This window comes from Mesorhizobium sp. G2-6-1 (assembly GCF_055809095.1).
Genome location: NZ_CM147896.1, coordinates 3,862,790 through 3,881,196, shown reverse-complemented (window position 1 = coordinate 3,881,196; position 18,407 = coordinate 3,862,790). Strand labels below are relative to the sequence as shown.

The window sequence follows — 18,407 nt, the reverse complement described above, 5'->3', positions numbered from 1 at the left end:
AGATCGAGCCACACAGCGTCTCCTGTTCAACGCAACTGCTTTAGCCAGAAGGTTAAATGTGGCGATAAAACGATCTTCAGGCCGCAGAAAGCATCAAGTCGATAGCGACGGGAACGTGATCGGATGGTTTTTCCCAAGCGCGAACATGCTTTTCTATTGATGCCGAGGCAAATCTGTCGGCCGCCTCTGGCGATAACAGCAGGTGGTCAATACGGATGCCATTGTTCTTTTGCCACGCGCCAGCCTGATAGTCCCAGAAGGTGTAAACCTCCGGTGCATCGGTTACAGCGCGCACCGCTTCGGTGAAACCAAGACCGGTTAGCCGTCGGAACGCTTGTCGCGTTTCAGGCTGGAACAGCGCATCGCCTGACCAGTTTTCGGGATGGCGCGCATCGATCGGTTCGGCAATGACATTGTAATCGCCAGCCAGAACCAGCGCTTCTTCCAATTGGAGGCGTTCGCCAGCCCATCGTTCAAGTCTCGCCATCCATGACAATTTGTAAGGAAATTTCTTGTCGTCATCGACCGGGTTGCCGTTGGGCAAATAGAGCGAAACGACCCGCAATGCGCCTTTGTCAGTGGAAAAGACGCCTTCTATGAACCGCGCTTGCTCGTCTTCATCGTCGCCGGGAAGGCCGCGATTGACCTCGTCGAAACGGATTTTCGATAAAATGGCGACCCCGTTGAAGCCTTTTTGCCCATGCGTTTCGACCTGGTAGCCAAGTGCCTCGATTTCAGCGCGCGGAAACTGGTCGTCCATGCTCTTGATCTCTTGCAGGCACACAATGTCGGGGGCGCTTTCGCCAAGCCAATGAACAAGGTTTGCGATACGGGCGCGCACGCCATTTATGTTCCACGTAACGATTTTCATAAAAAACTCGCGAGAATTTCAAACGATTCTTGATGGTGCAAAAGATAAATCGGGGCGATCCTGCACCATTGTCACTGATTAGGGAACCCGATTCCTGGTGGTGACGCGAAGGGGAGGAACTACCATGTCGTCATCGACGCATCCCGTCGACGAAATGTTGCCGGCACCTCGGCTGTTCACACTTGGATTTCAACATGTTCTGGTCATGTATGCGGGCGCCATCGCTGTTCCGCTCATCATTGGCCGCGCATTGCAACTCGAACCGTCCGATGTGGCATTTCTCATTTCAGCTGATCTGTTCGTCTGCGGCATCGCCTCGATTTTGCAGTCGATGGGCGCGACCCAGTGGTTTGGCATCAAATTGCCGGTGATGATGGGTGTTACCTTTGCTGCAGTCGGTCCTATGGTGTCGATGGCTGTCGTCAATCCGGGCACCGAAGGCGCGCGGATGATATTTGGAGCAATCATTGGTGCGGGCATCATCACCATTCTGATCGCTCCCTTCGTCAGCCGCATGTTGCGCCTGTTTCCGCCCGTTGTTACGGGCACGATAATCCTGGTTATCGGCGTCTCGCTCATGAAAATCGGCATCAACTGGATTTTCGGTCTTCCGTTCGGGCCGACCGCGCCAAAAATCGTCAATCCCGAACACGCGGCGTGGTTGAAGGCGATCACCGATGCGGCAGGCACGGCCGGTTCAAATTTGCCTTCCGTTCCCGCCGGCTTGTCGCTTACGCCTACCGTACCCAACGTGGCTTACGCACCGGTTTCCAACATCATTTTGTCACTTGTCGTGCTGGCCGTCGTTATCGGCGTTGCCCGTTATGCCAAGGGCTTCTTGTCCAACGTCGCCGTTTTGATCGGCATTGTCGTCGGCGGCATTATTGCTGCATCGCTCGGCATGATGCATTTTGACAAGGTGGCAAGCGCGGCCTGGTTTGCGCCGATCATGCCGTTTCATTTCGGTGCGCCTATCTTCAATCCGGTGCTGATCCTCACCATGGTATTGGTGATGATCGTCGTGATGATCGAATCGACCGGCATGTTTCTGGCGCTGGGCGAGATGACGGACCGCAAGATTTCGCGGCCCATGCTCTCGGCGGGTCTCAGGATGGACGGCCTTGGCACGCTGCTCGGCGGCATTTTCAATACATTTCCCTACACCAGTTTTTCGCAAAATGTCGGGCTGGTCGGAGTAACCGGCATCAGAAGCCGGTTCGTATGCGTGGCAGGCGGCCTGATAATGGTCGTACTTGGCCTCATACCCAAGATGGGCGCACTTGTAGAGGCACTGCCGACCGTCGTTCTCGGCGGTGCCGGGCTCGTTATGTTCGGCATGGTTGCCGCAACCGGCATTCGCATACTTGCAGCAGTCGATTTCAAGCGAAATCGCAACAATCTGTTCATCGTGGCCATTGCCTTGGGTTTCGGCATGATCCCGGTCGTCGCACCGCAATTTCACATGTGGCTGCCCAAAGCGATTGGTCCGCTGGTCGATTCGGGGATTCTTCTCGCATCGGTCGCTTCAGTCGTGCTGAACCTGATCTTCAACGGGGCAAGTGGCGATGCGGAGGGTTTGCGCGAGGCGGCTATGTCTGCCGAAGCGTGAACTATCCCGCGAAAGAGGTCGCGAAAGGGCGGCCTCTTTCGATCACGCCAGAGCGCGCGATGAACCGCTTCACACCGTAAAGCTGGTGCCGCAACCGCACGAGGCAACAGCATTCGGATTTTTGATCTGGAACGATTGGCCCATCAAATCATCGACAAAGTCGATCACCGAACCACCCATATAGACAAGGGAGAGATCGTCGATCAGCACGGTCGCGCCATCTTTCTCGATGGCGATATCGTCATCATTGCGGCTTTCGACGAGGTCGAATTTGTAGGAAAAGCCCGAGCATCCGCCACCTTCAACGGACACCCGCAGTGCCGTCTTGCCCGGTTCGCCCGAAACAATGCGGGCGATGCGCTGGGCTGCGGCATCGGTTACTTCGACATTCGTGGCTTCGGCGCTCATAAACGTCACCTTGCGTTTCAGTATGCATGATAGGTATGAAGCCTGCGTGGCCAAGTCAACGGTCGAGCGTCTACTGGTGATAAAATGAGTGAGCGGCAGACCGGGCAAGCTCTCGGCGATATCGGTTTCGGCTACCGCCCGCGAGCATCTTACGCAACTGATCCCGCGGCTACGCGCGGACGTTTGTTTGATGAAATGGAAAGTCCGACCCGCACGCCATTTCAGCGAGATCGTGATCGTATCATTCATTCCACGGCGTTTCGGCGGCTGAAGCACAAGACGCAGGTATTCGTCGCTCATGAGGGCGATCATTACAGGACACGTCTGACACATTCGATTGAAGTGGCGCAGATTGCGCGGGCCTTGGCGCGTGCATTGCGCGGTGATGAGGATTTGGCCGAAGCGGTGGCGCTGGTTCACGATTTCGGCCACACCCCTTTGGTCATACCGGCGAAGACGCATTGAACGAAAAGATGGCTGGCTGGGGCGGTTTCGATCACAATGCGCAGTCGCTGCGCATTGTCACGCGCTTGGAACGGCGCTATGCCGAGTTCGACGGTCTCAACCTGACGTGGGAAACGCTCGAAGGACTGGTCAAGCACAACGGGCCACTGACCTGTGCCAGCGGGCAGGGCCTGAATGAGTCGGTACCGCCAACGATCCTTGCATATTGCCAACGCCATGACCTCGAGCTTGATCGCTTTGCCGGCATCGAGGCGCAATGTGCGGCGATTGCCGACGATATCGCCTACAACACCCATGACATAGATGACGGGCTGCGATCTGGATTGCTGACGCTGGAGATGCTGGAGCACGTGTCGCTGCCCGGCGCGCTCCTTCAAGCCGTGCGTCAACAATATCCCGCGCTCGACCACGTCAGAACCGGCCATGAATTGATGCGTCGCCAGATCACGCAGATGGTCGAGGATGTGATCGTGGCTTCACATGCCAATCTGGCGCGTATCAGACCGGAGAGTGCAGATGATATCAGGGCAGCTGGTGAGGCCGTCGTCACCTTCACGCGAGAAATGGCAACGGTTGAGAAGGAATTGAAGGCGTTCCTTTACAAGCACCTTTATCGCCATTCAGAGGTCATGCGCGTGCGCGTGGACGCCGAGAAGATCGTCAAGGATTTGTTCGACATCTATCTCGAAGACCCGAGTCTTCTGCCGGAAGATTGGCGCGAGGGACGCGAATGGACTGTGCAACGAGTTAAAGCTCGCCACGTTGCCGATTTTCTGGCCGGGATGACGGATACCTATGCCTTGAAAGAACACCGCCGCTTATTTGACCATACGCCAGATTTGAGCTAGGTCGAGCCATATTTTGCCGGTCACATTTCCGGCTGTCCCGCAAGCTGTCAGAGCCATATCCATGAATATTTTCGCCGATTTCAACGCGCGAATTATAAAGATTGTCGAAGCCCTTGATCTGAGAGATAAAGATGGCGGCCAACTTGATCTTTCCCGCATAACCATAGACCCGCCACGCGATGCCAGTCACGGTGATCTGGCAACCAACGCTGCAATGGTCCTCGCCAAACCGGCAGGCCAAAATCCGCGCGCTCTTGCCGAAAGGCTCGTGGCTGCGCTGGCCAGCGACAAGGACGTTGCCAAAGCCGAAGTTGCTGGACCCGGGTTTGTCAATTTGCGCCTTACCGATGGATTTTGGCAGGCGCATCTTGCCGGTATCATCGGGAAGGGCGTCGATTACGGACGCTCAGGCATCGGGGCAGGGCGCAAGGTCAATGTCGAATATGTCTCGGCCAATCCGACCGGACCGATGCATGTCGGCCATTGTCGTGGTGCGGTGGTTGGCGATGCGCTTGCCAATCTGATGGCTTTTGCCGGTTACGATGTAACCAAGGAGTACATCATCAACGACGCGGGTTCGCAGATAGATGTGTTGGCCCGTTCCGTGATGCTGCGCTACCGTGAGGCTCTGGGCGAAGCAATCGGCGAAATCCCCACCGGGCTTTATCCGGGCGACTATCTTGTGCCGGTAGGGCAGGCATTGGCGAAGGAGTTCGACGCCGGGTTGCTCAAAATGCCAGAGGACGAAGCTCTTGCCATCGTCAAAGACCGCACCATTGATGCTATGATGGTGATGATCCGTGAAGATCTGGCGCTGCTCAACGTGCATCATGACGTCTTTTTCTCGGAACGCTCCCTGCACGCCGACAACGCCAGGGCGATCCGCTCCGCGATCAATGATCTGACGCTGAAAGGCCATATCTACCAAGGCACGCTGCCTCCGCCAAAAGGTGAGCGGCCAGATGACTGGGAAGATCGCGAGCAGACGCTGTTCCGCTCAACTGCCGTTGGTGATGATCTCGACCGCCCATTGGTCAAATCAGATGGCTCTTACACGTATTTCGCCGCCGATGTGGCCTATCTAAAAAACAAGGTTGATCGGGGATTTAGCGATCTGATCTATGTTTTGGGTGCCGATCACGGAGGTTATGTGAAGCGTCTGGAGGCGCTCGCTCGTGCCGTTGCCGGTGACCGGGTAAAGCTCACCGTTCTGCTGTGTCAATTGGTGAAACTCTACCGCGATGGCGAACCGGTACGGATGTCCAAGCGTTCCGGCGATTTTGTCACCTTGCGGGAGGTGGTGGAAGAGGTTGGGCGCGATCCGATCCGCTTCATGATGCTCTATCGCAAGAGCGATGCGCCGCTCGACTTCGATTTTGCCAAGGTGACGGAGCAATCCAAGGACAATCCGGTTTTCTATGTCCAATATGCCTCGGCGCGCTGTCATTCCGTGTTTCGGCAAGCGCGGGAATTGTTCGAAGTTGATCAGTTCGATCCACGCCAACTCGCGGCGGCCGTTTCCAATTTGAAAGACGAGGGCGAAATCGGCCTTATCAGGAAACTCGCGCAATACCCGAGGGTCATTGATCAGGCAGCACTTGCGCTGGAGCCGCATCGGGTGGCATTTTACCTGTATGATTTGGCCAGTTCCCTCCATGCACAATGGAACCGGGGTACCGAAAACCCCGACTTACGGTTTATTAAGGTTAACGATCCACAATCGACTTATGCCAGACTAGGGCTGGTGCAGGCTGTTTTGGTCGTATTGATGTCCGGTCTTGCCCTCATTGGGGCAGACGCGCCGTCGGAGATGCGCTAGTCAAGACCAAGATAAACTGTCACCGTTTGCCCACATTACGCTGGTAGGGCCAACCTTGTGCGGCGTCCATGGCGTCCGATAATGTGCGAGTTCGGGAACGACAATGGCAGACAGAAACCAGTCTAGACTTGCCGACAATGGCGACTTCGCCGATGACGATCCGTTTGCGGAATTGACGCGCATCATGGGGTTTGACCCCCGCGAGCCTGCCAAGCCGCAGGAGCCGTCTTCTGTGGAGGACGCTTCGGACGAACTCGTATCTGCTGACGATTTCGGGATCGATCTCGAAAAGGAATTGATGGGCGAGTTTGGCGACGAAGATAGCGCCGCTGTCTCGGAAATGTCCATGTCGGATGGTGCAACTGAGATCGTCGAGCAGCCGTTTGATGACGCTTCTGCAATCACCGATTTCGACGAGGCGATTGCATCGTCACTTGAGGAAGACTTCAATTTCGATGAGATAGCGGAATCCGGGTTTGCTGAGCCTGTTGCCGAGATTGCACCGGAGCCAGCACAGGACTTTGTGCCTGATGTGGCGCAGCCTGAACTAGCCCAATCTGAGCCAAGTCAACCCGAACTTGGTCAGCCTGAACTTGACCAAAACGTATCGTTTGAGGACGAGGCACAGGCGACAGATCCTTTTACACAATCGGCAAACGATCAATTTTCGTCCGATGATGCGTTCGACGATGGCGATTTCGACGAACTGGCCTCCCACGAGTTCGATCAAGCTGAACCTGTGGAGGAAGCCGCGCCGGTCGAATCTCTCATTAGCGAGGATTTCGATGAGGATCTCGGCCTTGCGATGGCAGGTGTCGATATGGATTTCACGCCGCGTGTGACTGAAGCGGACACCCCCGACTTTGCGACTGATTCCGTGGACGGTGAAAACAGCGTTGTTGCACATGAAAATGCACCGAGCGCCTCTGATATTTCTGATGAGGGTTCTGTCATTGATGACGGCACGGCTGGCGGCGAGTTGAACGAGTCACTCCAGACCGTTGGCGACCTGGGTGCTGAAAATCAGATTTCGCCAAAACCCGAAGCGGGCACGAGCCTGGAAGACGAGCTGAACGCACTTCTCAACAGGATGTCTGCTCCAGCCTTACTCGCGGCTGGTGCCCATAGTCAAAATCCTGATCTGCCGTCATCGGCACCTGAGGACGCCTCTCCCGTGGAGGCACTCGGCGCCGCCGAAGAAGCCGAGCAGGCGCTTGAAACGCCATCCTTTGCGCCGGAGAACGAAATTCTGGTTGGGTCAACGGAACTGGCGAGCATCGACGAAGAGCTGTTGGAAGAGTTGCAATTTGCCGAAGTCGATCTGCTTCCAGATGACGACCAAGCCAGTTTGGCGACAACCACCCCTGATGAAGCGGCTTTCGATGAAATCACGGCCGACGAAGATATGGCCACCGAAGTCATGGCCACTGAAGTCATGGTCGATGCCCCGGAGGCCGAGACTGTCGCCGATCTCGCCGAGCCAACATCGTCAGATGCCGCTGAAAATCAGACAGGTACCCTGAATTGGCTTGCCGACAAGCCTGCCGCCGTTCCAGAGGAGCCAAGCCGGTTGTGGAGCCGAGGTACACCGTTTGCGCAGCCACAGCCGACCGTCGCGCCACAGCCTGTTGCTGAGCAGCCTGTCGCGGAAATGCCAGGCGTTGATGACGTGCCTGCACCACAGGATACGCCAATGATGCCGGCGGCCATCACGCAAATTGCATCGTCTGCTTACGACGAGCGCCCGGACATCGAAACGGTCGAAGTGCCGGAGCGGGTTGCGTCCCTGAACGATGATCTTGATATACCGGAACTTGCGTTTGAAAATGAGCCGCCCGAGGTGGCAGGATACGATGACCTGGATGCGGAATTTTCAAACCTGATCACCGAAATGAATTCTTCGCAACCGACGTCTGTTCCAACGCGCGCCACAACTTATGACGACGACGCCTATGATGCGGGCTTCTCATACAAGTCCGACAGTGCGCACGCTGGTGATGTTCCACAACAGATTGAAGAAATTGCGGGCGGTTCAAGGGTGTACCCGGCTGGTCAGACCCATTCCGATGACTTCGATATGGATGCCGTTTCAGATGACGTTGCGTTCGCAGCGGCAAGAAGCGACATCGGTGATGACGCATTCGACTACGATCCTGATCTGGATGGGGCAGAGGGCCCTGCCGGTCCGGTCGAAACCTCAGCCAGCAGATATCGAGGCAGTCGTGGGTTGATGATTGCTGGCCTCTTCGGTGCTTTGGTGGTCGTTGGCGGGCTTGGTGCCTTTGCGCTTTCTTTTGGCGGTGATGGTGAAGCTGGCGCACCGGTTCTCGTCAAGGCTGATAATCAACCGATCAAGGTAAAGCCGGAAAATCCCGGTGGCACAGTCATCCCCAATCAGGACAATAAGGTCTATGACATGGTGGCCAACGGGGCGAAGCCGGTGGCGCCAGAGCAGCAGACACTTGTGACAGATGCGCAAGAGCCGGTTGATGTCAAAGCTGCGACGCCCGATGTGCGTGTCGTAGGTTCTTCGACAAGTGCTGATACGCAAGCACAAGCCCCTGTCGGCAAGTCTGAAGACCGCGTCGCATCGGCAATCGCGCAAGCCGATGAAGCAACCGATGCCAATTCGGAAATTATCGCGGTCACGCCGCACAAGGTTCGTACCCTCGTGGTCCGGCCTGATGGATCGCTGGTGCCACGCGAAGAAGCGCCACAGGATGCGCCAAAGGTAGCCGCGACAGAACCGGCCGATCCGGCTCCACAAAACGTCGTCAGTTCATCCAGTCAGGATCAGACCGGCGCGCTTTCAACTCCTTCGGCAGACAATACTGAGGAAATAGCCTCCGCAACTGCGGAAGAACCGGCCACGGCACTGCCTGTTGCCAGGAAACAATCCAGCAACACGCCACAAGCTGTCCCTGTCGCACCGCAGAGACCGGCGGAACAACCGGTCGATATCGTCGGCGAGGTCAAGCCGGATCAGGTCGCGGCAATCGATCCTGCGGCAGTCGTTCCCGCCTCGGGCGCATGGTCGATGCAGATTGCTTCGCAGCCAAGTGTCGAAAGTGCGCAGACGACCTACCAGAATCTGGCGCGCCGTTATGAAAATGTTCTTGGCGGACGAGCGGTTAACATCGTCAAAGCTGAGATAGCGGGCAAAGGCACATTCTATCGTGTCAGGGTTGCCGCACAGTCGCGCAATGATGCGGTCAATCTCTGCACCAGCTACAAGGCAGCAGGCGGGAACTGTTTCGTTTCCAAGTAAAATTGTCCTTGCATATTACAGGAAACCGGCGCGAGAGCTTGCGCCGGTTTTTATTTTGACGAAGGGTTGGGGGATACGGGAAGCCGCATCCTGGCCTGTTGCCTTTCATGGCTAGATCACTAAATCATGCAAAAGCAAAGTCTTATCGCAATTTGACGATTCAATGTTGTAAGATCCATGAGATGTTGTGGTGATCGAGTCTGACGCGATTCCCTTTCTGAGAGGAAAGTTCTAGAATCGAGATATGAGCGAATCAAAGACACTCGTTCTCGGCTGTGCCGGGAAATCACTGAGCCGCGAGGAGATCGCCTTTTTTAGCGGCGAATGTCCTTGGGGTTTTATTCTGTTTGCTCGAAATATCAGCGAGCCTGAACAGATATGTGATCTCGTTGATTCCTTGCGCGATTGTGTCGGGCGTGCATCGGCACCGGTGTTCATTGATCAGGAAGGTGGCCGCGTGCAGCGATTGCGACCGCCATTGACCCCGAATTACCCGGCAGGTGCAGCACTTGGCGCGCTTTATAATGATGACGAGAATGCAGGGTTGCGCGCTGCTTGGCTGCTCGCCAGGCTTCACGCTTTCGATCTTCTGCGCTACGGCATCAATGCCGACTGCTTGCCAGTGCTCGACGTACCTGTTGAGGGGGCGAGCGACGTTATTGGCGCGCGCGCCTATGGCAAGAACCCCGAAATAGTCACCGCACTTGGCGGGGCGGCGGCTAATGGCCTGATGTCTGGCGGCGTTCTGCCAGTAATGAAGCATATTCCAGGGCACGGGCGTGCTGTCTCCGACACGCATTTCGAATTGCCTACCGTGCATACGTCATTCGATGAGTTGCGGGCACATGATTTTGCACCGTTCAAAGCGCTGAACCATTTGCCCATCGCCATGACCGCACACGTCATCTTCAGCGCGATAGATGCAGATGCACCCGCAACGACTTCGCCCAAAGTGATTGAAGAGATCGTTCGTGGCGAAATCGGCTTCGAAGGCCTTTTGATTAGCGACGATATATCAATGAAGGCACTTTCTGGGGATTTCCAGACAAAGGCTGCCTCCATCCTTGCAGCCGGGGTCGATCTGGTCCTTCACTGCAACGGCGTCATGGAAGAAATGGCGGCGGCGGCCTCGCGGGCAAAACCACTTGAGGGCAGGGCGCTTGAGCGTGCCAATCGCGCACTTTCATCGGTGACCAAGCGTGACGAGGGCATCGAAGCGGAGTTGCGTGCCGAGTTTGGGCAGTATTTTGAGGCGGTCGCGTAACCGCGAGGGGAACAGCGAAGTGGCGCACATACGAAATCCCAGGGCCGAGACTGCCGCGCCGATGGATCGGCTGTGGACGCAAACCGAGGATGACCGTCTCACAAGCGATCCCGAACTGGTTGTCGATGTAGCCGGTTTTGAAGGGCCGCTGGATTTGCTGCTTCACCTTGCCCGCAACCAGAAGGTCGATCTTGCGCGCATTTCCGTTCTGGCACTGGCGGAGCAATATCTCGTCTTTATTGACAAGCTGCGGGCGGTGCGGCTGGAACTTGCCGCCGATTATCTGGTGATGGCTGCGTGGCTTGCTTTTCTGAAATCGAAACTGCTGATCCCCAAGCAACCGGGTGATGAGGGGGAAAGCGGCGAGGAATTGGCCGCTGTTTTGCAATTTCGTCTGAGACGCCTTGAAGCCATGCGCGAAGCCGCGGCGCAGTTGGTCAACCGCAACCGGCTCGGTCGTGATGTGTTTGCACGCGGCATGCCTGAATTGGTGATCGTCGATAAGCGCAATGAATATTCGGCCTCGCTCTACGATCTGTTGACGGCCTATGCGACACAGCGCCAACGCCAGGCGATCACCAATGTCCAGATAGCGCAGCGCGGCGTCTGGTCGCTCAAACAGGCGCGCGATCTTCTGGCAAGAATGGTCGGTTCGTTCGCCGATTGGACGGCACTGGACAGTTTCCTGATCGAATATCTGGCAACACCGAATGACCGGCGCACTGCGACCGCAAGCTCGTTTGCCGCTTCACTTGAATTGGTGCGCGAAGGCAAAATCGAGATGCGCCAGCAACAGGCGTTTGCGCCGCTTTATTTGAGAGGCCGCCCATCCGCCGCAAAGACCGTCGAGGTTGCACCATGAATGACCGCGTCAACGCATCGGTCATCCCCTTCAAGGCGGATGATGACGAGAGCGACACCCATCTTCAGAATCCGGCCGAACGGCTACACATGGCCGAGGCGGTTCGGATGGCCGAGGCGATTGTCTTTGCCAGCGCCGAACCGGTCGGCGAAAAGCAACTTGCCACGCGTTTGCCCGACGGCATCAATGTTGGAGCCGCGATGGACGAGCTACAGCAGATTTATGCGCGCCGCGGCATAAATCTTGTGCGTGTCGGGGATGCCTGGGCATTTCGCACGGCTGGTGATCTCGCATTTCTGATGAGCCGCGATGCCGTGCAACAGAAAAAATTGTCGCGCGCAGCGCTCGAAGTCATGGCAATCATTGCCTACCACCAGCCGGTGACACGCGCTGAGATTGAAGATATTCGCGGTGTCGAAACATCGAAGGGAACACTGGATACGCTGCTGGAAACGGAATGGGTGCGCATGCGCGGTAGGCGCCGCACGCCAGGCCGGCCCGTAACTTATGGCACAACCGAAGGGTTCCTGGATCATTTCGCGCTCGAAGAGTTGCGCGACCTCCCCGGAATGGATGAATTGAAGGGGCTGGATTGCTGTCCGGCCGGATGCCTGCAAGTTTTTCCATTCCTTTGCCGCCAGCAGATCCTGATGAATTGACCGAAGACGAGGACGCGCTGACGGATATTGATCTGGAAGAACTCGGTCTGCTGACGCCACGTGTTACTGACGACTGACGCGTCACGGACAACTGTGAGTGTGAACAAGGCCGCTGGAAATCGCTACAAATGTGCGCCCGCTCCGCAACATGCGTCGATTTACCCTTTATAAGTTTGGTTTTGCGATGGCTGTAATGGTCGAAAACACGTAACGTGCGCCATTCATTCGTCGAAATTACTGTGGTTGTGTTTGAATCCAAATGCGAAAACGCATAGATCAGTGTTTGGGAAAACATTCGAGAGAGAGTTAAAATGGGTTCATTTTCAATCTGGCACTGGATGATCGTTCTGGTGATCGTGCTTTTGGTATTTGGCCGAGGAAAAATTCCCGAACTGATGGGTGACATGGCCAAAGGCATCAAGAGTTTCAAAAAGGGTATGGCCGACGACGACGATGAGGTGACAGAAGACAAGCGCACCGTTGAACATCGTGCCGACGAGGCAATGTCGACACCATCGGAAAAAGCCAAAAAGAGCTGATCCCGCTGCGGCATTAGTCGGATAAATAACGATGTTTGATATCGGCTGGACCGAAATGTTGGTAGTCGCAATCATCATGATTGTGGTTGTCGGCCCTAAGGACTTACCCAACATGCTGCGCACATTTGGCCGCATGACGGCGAAAATGCGCGGTATGGCTGGCGACTTTCAAAAGCAATTCAATGATGCGTTGAAGGAAGCCGAACTTGATGATGTCAAGAAATCGGTCGATTCCTTGCGCGGTCTCAATCCGATGTCCGAGATCAAGAAGCAGCTTAATCCGTTCGAGAAAGCTGCGGCCGATGTTCGCTCCGGTCTTGATGATGTGATGAAGCCAAAACCGGCAGCTAAGGCGCAGGACTCCGATTCGAAGGCGAGCGATGCGAAAATCGCATCGGAAGGCCCTGAGACGATGCCTGCGTCCCCCACATTCCCCGCGATGACGGATGGCGCAACGACAACGCCGAAAGCGCGAAAACAAGCGACCTCCAAAAAGCAGACCTCGGCAAGTGCGGGAAAGACCAAGGTGGCAAAGGCTGGTGCTTCGCAAACTGCTGGCAAGGCTGCCAGTGCACCAGCGTCCGCGAACCAGAAAAAAGTGCTGCGCCAGCCAAGGCGGTAACGACGAAGGCCAAATCGGTTGCAAACGGAGATATGGCTGGCGTCAAGCCGAAAGGTCAGGCCGCGTCCAAGACGCGTACAACGCCTGACGCAACCAAATCCGCTACCAGAAAAACGACGGCAAAAAAGCCTGCCACATCAGCTAAGAAGTCGGCGGGGACCGCATAGTGAGTAGCACAGACAGGGATGAGATAGACAAGTCAGCGGCTCCGCTTATGGAGCATCTGATTGAATTGCGTCGGCGGTTGATGTGGTCGATTGGCGGTTTCTTTATCGCATTCCTCGTATGTTTTTTCTTCGCAAAACGGCTTTTCAATCTGCTGGTTGTTCCCTTCAAATGGGCAACGCAATGGGCGGGGCTTGATCCGCACAAGGTAGAATTGATCTACACCGCGCCACAGGAATTCTTTTTCACGCAGGTCAAACTGGCGATGTTCGGCGGCATGGTCATCGCCTTCCCGTTGATCGCAACCCAGATCTATAAATTCATCGCGCCCGGTCTTTATAACAATGAGCGCAATGCCTTCCTGCCGTTCCTGATTGCCTCACCTATCCTGTTTTTGCTGGGTGCTTCGCTGGTCTATTTCTTCTTTACGCCCATGGTGATGTGGTTTTTCCTGGCCATGCAGCAAACGGGTGGCGGCGACGAAGTGCAGATTTCGCTCCTGCCCAAGGTTTCCGAATACCTCAGCTTGATCATGACACTGATCTTTTCGTTCGGCTTGGTATTTCAGTTGCCAGTCGTAACCAGTCTGATGACGCGCGTCGGCCTTCTTTCTTCGGCAGCGCTGGCAGACAAACGCAAATGGGCCATCGTCATCGCCTTCGTGGTGGCGGCTGTGCTGACACCGCCGGACCCGCTTAGCCAGATCGGCCTCGCGCTTCCAACGATCCTTCTCTACGAGGTGTCCATCTGGACGGCGCGCATGATTGAGCGCAAACGCGAGCAGGAACGTGCGGCCAGTGACAGCGACGAAAGCGAGACGACCGAAAAAGCGTCGGATGAACCGTCCGCAGACGGTGACGCATAACTGGAGCAATTCCAGGAAAAGTGTGCAGCGGTTTTCCGTCCGGAATTGCGTAAAAAACCTTGGAGCGGTTCAGTGCTTTTATCAAAAGCTGAGCCGCTCTAAGCCTGCCGAATGCGCGGTTTCTTGGCTTCCAGAGATTTCGACGAAAATAGCTGTCGCCGGCATGCAGCAGGGTCAGTTGCGGGCACTTTCAATGAAGGTTCGCTCGAACTGCCTTGGCAGCAGAAAGTCTACTTTCGCGCGAGGCATGAATGCCGCACAGTAGCGCGACAGGTGAGGGCTGTTTTCCTCGTCTCGTTCGGTATATGAATAATTCTTCCGGCATGGCGACGGATGCCGGATACCAAGGTTCACACCCAGGGAGGCTTCATGTCGGATGTATCGTTGACGGTAAATGGCAGGCACGTCAGTGCCACAGTCGAAGACCGCACACTTCTTGTTCATTTTTTGAGAGAACATGTGGGCCTGACCGGCACGCATGTTGGTTGCGATACGTCGCAATGCGGCGCCTGTGTTGTCCATGTCGACGGCAAGGCAGTCAAATCTTGCTCGATGTTGGCGGTTCAAGCCTCCGGCTCGACGGTGGTGACAATCGAGGGGCTGGCGCAAGATGCTGATCTGCACCCGGTTCAGGCCGCGTTCAAGGAACATCACGGCCTTCAATGCGGGTTCTGCACGCCGGGCATGATCATGGCTGCAACGGACATGATAGCGCGCCACCCGGAAGGGCTTGATGAGGCCACTGTGCGCGAGGAACTTGAGGGCAATATTTGCCGCTGCACCGGCTATCATAACATCGTGAAAGCCATACTTGCCGCGTCGAAGAGTATGGCCAAGACCGCGAAGGGTAAGGCTAGAAAGGCCGCCTGAGTTCCAGCGTTTGAGAAAAGCAAAGCCGAGCGGTTGCCACATTTTTCGACGCATCCCGTGAGGCCAGCGCAATGCACGGTCAGACCGTGGGTGCCAGAATACGGAGGAGTTTCCAGATGGGTATTGAAGGCGTAGGCGCAAGAGTTGCGCGCAAGGAAGACAAACGCTTCATCACGGGCGCCGGGCGCTATGTCGACGACATGGTGGTGCAGGGCATGAAGCATGCAGTGTTCGTACGCAGCCCGCACGCCCATGCGCAAGTCAAGAAGATCGACGTCAAAGCGGCCCAGGCCATGCCGGGTGTGATTGGCGTCTTGACCGGCAAACAATTGAAATCGGACGGCATCGGCAATCTCATTTGTGGTTGGATGGTCCATTCCAAAGATGGCTCGCCAATGAAGATGGGCGCATGGGCACCATTGGCAACAGACAAGGTTCGCTATGTCGGTGATGCAGTCGCAATCGTCGTGGCTGATACCAAAGGACAGGCGCGCGATGCCGCCGAAGCGGTCGAGGTCACCTATAAGGAACTCAAATCCGTCGTGGACGCATCCAGGGCGATGGACAAGGGCGCACCGCAAATTCATCCCGAAGCAGACAACAACCTGATCTTCGATTGGGATATCGGCAATGCCGATGACACCGCAGCGGCCTTCAAGAAGGCGGCTCACATCGTCAAGATGGATGTCATCAACAATCGCCTTGTTCCCAACGCCATGGAACCGCGCGCCGCACTTGGCCATTACGACAAGGCTGAAGATCACTATACCTGCTGGACGACTTCACAGAACCCGCATGTGGCGCGTCTGGTGATGAGTGCCTTTTATAACGTCGCGCCCGAAAACAAGCTGCGCGTCATTGCACCGGATGTCGGCGGCGGCTTCGGTTCGAAAATCTACATCTATCCAGAAGAGATCGTGTGCCTTTGGGCCTCGAAAAAGACCGGCGTGCCAGTCAAATGGGTTGCCGACCGCACCGAGAGCTTCCTCACCGATGCGCATGGGCGTGACCATCATTCCCACGCGGAAATGGCCTTCGACAAGGATCATAATATCCTCGGCTTCAAGGTCGAAACCAAGGCAAACCTCGGCGCATATATGTCGCTGTTTTCGTCGGCAACACCGACCTACCTTTATGCGACATTGCTCTCCGGCCAGTATAATATCCCGGCCATCCATGCCAATGTGAAGGCTATTTACACCAACACCGCGCCGGTCGACGCCTATCGCGGAGCCGGACGCCCGGAGGCGGCCTTCTTGGTTGAGCGGATGATGGAAGTCTCGGCCCGCGAATTTGGCGTGTCGCCAGCCGAACTTCGTCGCAAGAACTTCGTCACCAGTTTCCCCCACCAGACGCCGGTTATCATGTGCTACGACGCTGGCGATTTTGCCTCATCGCTCGATGCGGCAATGAAAGCGGCCGATTATGCGGGCTTCGAGAAACGCCGGGAGAAGGCCAGGAAAGCCGGTAAATTGCGCGGCATCGGCTTCAGTTGTTACATTGAAGCCTGTGGCATCGCACCATCGGCTGCGGTTGGTTCGCTGGGTGCTGGTGTCGGCCTGTGGGAATCGGCGGAAGTGCGCGTCAACGCAGTCGGCACGATTGAAGTGTTGACCGGCTCGCACAGCCACGGCCAGGGCCATGAGACGACATTTGCACAATTGGTAGCCGAGCGCCTCGCTGTGCCGCTGGACTCCATTTCCATCGTTCATGGTGACACCGACAAGGTACAGATGGGCATGGGCACCTATGGCTCGCGCTCTGGTGCGGTCGGCATGAGTGCAATCGTCAAGGCGCTCGACAAGGTCGAGGCAAAGGCAAAGAAGATTGCCGCGCATTTGATGGAAGCTGACGAAAGTGATGTCGTCATCGAGGACGGCGCATTGAAAATTGCCGGAACCGACAAGAACGTGCCTTGGTTCCAGATGGCGCTTGCAGCCTACACCGCGCACAATCTTCCTGCTGGCCTCGAACCGGGGTTGAAGGAAACCGCTTTCTACGACCCGGCCAACTTCACCTTTCCGGCGGGTTGCTACATTTGCGAAGTCGAGATCGATCCCGAGACCGGGCAGACAAACATTATCCAGTTTGTTGCCGCTGACGATTTCGGCAACATCATCAATCCGATGATCGTCGAAGGTCAGGTGCATGGCGGGGTTGCTCAAGGGATTGGTCAGGCGCTGCTCGAAGGCGCGAATTATGACGAAACAGGCCAATTGCTGACGGCGAGCTATATGGATTACACCATGCCGCGCGCAGGCGATCTGCCGTCCTTCAAAGTATCGACGACAAACACGCCTTCGCCATCAAACCCGCTCGGTCTCAAGGGTTGCGGGGAGGCGGGTGCGATCGGTTCGCCGCCTGCGGTCATCAATGCCATCACCGATGCGATCGGTACCGAAAACCTGACAATGCCCGCTTCACCGCAAAAAGTGTGGGCGGCAATCCAGTCAACGAAACACTGAGGGGCACGACTATGTATTCTGTCAATTATCATCGTGCCACCTCGTTAGCCGAGGCTGTGAAACTGGCCAAGGGAGACACGGCTGTTCTGTCTGGCGGCATGACGCTTATTCCGGCAATGAAGACGCGGCTTGCTGCGCCTTCGGACATTGTCGACATTTCGCGGATTGCTGCCCTCAAGGGCATCAAGGTTTCCGGCAAGACAGTCACCATTGGCGCCGCGACAACGCATTTCGAAGTGGCCAATGACGAGAAGCTGAAGAGGGCTTGTCCGGCTCTTGCCCATCTGGCATCGCTGATTGGCGATCCGGCGGTGCGTCATAAAGGAACAATAGGCGGCTCGATCGCCAACAATGATCCAGCAGCCGACTATCCCGCAGCAATGCTCGCGCTTGGCGCGACCATTGTTACCAACAAACGTGAAATTGCTGCCGACAAATTCTTCAAGGGTCTCTTTGAAACCGCTTTGAAGGACGGTGAAATCGTCACAAGCGTCAAATTCACGGCACCTGCAAAGGCGGGATACGAAAAGTTCCGCAACCCGGCCTCGCGTTACGCTATTGTCGGGGTGTTTGTCGCAAAAAGCAGTGACGGTGCGCGCGTGGCAGTCACCGGTGCAGGCGATGACGGCGTATTCCGTTCAAAGGAATTGGAGGCTGCGCTGGCCAAGAAGTTTGACGCGTCGGCGCTGGACGCGGCCAAAGTTCCAGCCAAGGCATTGATGAGCGATATGCATGCATCGGCGGATTACCGGGCTCATCTCGTCGTGGTCATGGCGCGGCGTGCTCTGGCGACAGCCAACTCCTGACC

At 56.1% G+C, this 18,407-nt stretch carries 13 protein-coding genes and 2 pseudogenes; 13 read left to right on the top strand and 2 right to left on the bottom strand.

What is annotated here, in order from left to right; all coding sequences use genetic code 11:
• Positions 1–76 precede the first annotated feature (76 nt).
• Positions 77–871 (bottom strand): exodeoxyribonuclease III, encoded by a 795-nt coding sequence (xth, locus tag AC0L7S_RS18845; protein WP_473472394.1) that lies wholly within the window; start codon positions 869–871, stop codon positions 77–79.
• A 124-nt stretch (positions 872–995) separates the two neighbouring features.
• On the opposite strand from xth, the gene AC0L7S_RS18840 reads away from it, so the two are divergent.
• A complete protein-coding gene (locus tag AC0L7S_RS18840; RefSeq protein ID WP_473472393.1) occupies positions 996–2,480 on the top strand; it encodes a nucleobase:cation symporter-2 family protein in 1,485 nt (494 codons plus the stop codon).
• A 69-nt stretch (positions 2,481–2,549) separates the two neighbouring features.
• On the opposite strand, the gene erpA is transcribed toward AC0L7S_RS18840, so the two are convergent.
• Positions 2,550–2,888, bottom strand: coding sequence for an iron-sulfur cluster insertion protein ErpA (erpA, locus tag AC0L7S_RS18835; protein WP_473472392.1), 339 nt, complete (start codon positions 2,886–2,888; stop codon positions 2,550–2,552).
• Positions 2,889–2,972: 84 nt separating this feature from the next.
• Here erpA and AC0L7S_RS18830 point away from each other — a divergent pair.
• From AC0L7S_RS18830 to AC0L7S_RS18775, 12 genes and pseudogenes are all read left to right on the top strand, one after another.
• A pseudogene (locus tag AC0L7S_RS18830) lies at positions 2,973–4,201 on the top strand (deoxyguanosinetriphosphate triphosphohydrolase).
• Between the two features lie 61 nt (positions 4,202–4,262).
• Positions 4,263–6,020, top strand: a complete 1,758-nt coding sequence (gene argS / locus AC0L7S_RS18825; RefSeq protein ID WP_473472391.1) for an arginine--tRNA ligase — start codon at positions 4,263–4,265, stop codon at positions 6,018–6,020.
• A 103-nt stretch (positions 6,021–6,123) separates the two neighbouring features.
• Entirely contained in the window at positions 6,124–9,288 is a 3,165-nt protein-coding gene (locus AC0L7S_RS18820) for an SPOR domain-containing protein (RefSeq protein ID WP_473472390.1), read from the top strand.
• A 244-nt stretch (positions 9,289–9,532) separates the two neighbouring features.
• Positions 9,533–10,552, top strand: coding sequence for a beta-N-acetylhexosaminidase (nagZ, locus tag AC0L7S_RS18815; protein WP_473472389.1), 1,020 nt, complete (start codon positions 9,533–9,535; stop codon positions 10,550–10,552).
• 61 nt (positions 10,553–10,613) lie between these two features.
• Positions 10,614–11,414 carry a segregation and condensation protein A gene (locus AC0L7S_RS18810; RefSeq protein ID WP_473474367.1) on the top strand — a complete coding sequence of 267 codons (801 nt, stop codon included), beginning with the start codon at positions 10,614–10,616 and terminating at the stop codon, positions 11,412–11,414.
• A pseudogene (gene scpB / locus AC0L7S_RS18805) lies at positions 11,411–12,150 on the top strand (SMC-Scp complex subunit ScpB). Before AC0L7S_RS18810 ends, scpB begins: the two are co-directional and overlap by 4 nt.
• A gap of 234 nt (positions 12,151–12,384) precedes the next feature.
• Entirely contained in the window at positions 12,385–12,612 is a 228-nt protein-coding gene (locus AC0L7S_RS18800) for a twin-arginine translocase TatA/TatE family subunit (RefSeq protein ID WP_473472388.1), read from the top strand.
• Between the two features lie 31 nt (positions 12,613–12,643).
• The gene (gene tatB / locus AC0L7S_RS18795) at positions 12,644–13,234 is read left to right on the top strand and encodes a Sec-independent protein translocase protein TatB (protein WP_473472387.1); all 591 of its coding nucleotides are present in this window, start codon (positions 12,644–12,646) and stop codon (positions 13,232–13,234) included.
• A gap of 214 nt (positions 13,235–13,448) precedes the next feature.
• Positions 13,449–14,264, top strand: a complete 816-nt coding sequence (gene tatC / locus AC0L7S_RS18790) for a twin-arginine translocase subunit TatC (RefSeq protein WP_473474366.1) — start codon at positions 13,449–13,451, stop codon at positions 14,262–14,264.
• 369 nt (positions 14,265–14,633) lie between these two features.
• Entirely contained in the window at positions 14,634–15,134 is a 501-nt protein-coding gene (locus AC0L7S_RS18785) for a (2Fe-2S)-binding protein (RefSeq protein ID WP_473472386.1), read from the top strand.
• Between the two features lie 116 nt (positions 15,135–15,250).
• A complete protein-coding gene (locus AC0L7S_RS18780; protein ID WP_473472385.1) occupies positions 15,251–17,599 on the top strand; it encodes a xanthine dehydrogenase family protein molybdopterin-binding subunit in 2,349 nt (782 codons plus the stop codon).
• Positions 17,600–17,610: 11 nt separating this feature from the next.
• The gene (locus tag AC0L7S_RS18775) at positions 17,611–18,405 is read left to right on the top strand and encodes an FAD binding domain-containing protein (RefSeq protein ID WP_473472384.1); all 795 of its coding nucleotides are present in this window, start codon (positions 17,611–17,613) and stop codon (positions 18,403–18,405) included.
• The last annotated feature ends 2 nt before the right edge of the window (positions 18,406–18,407 follow it).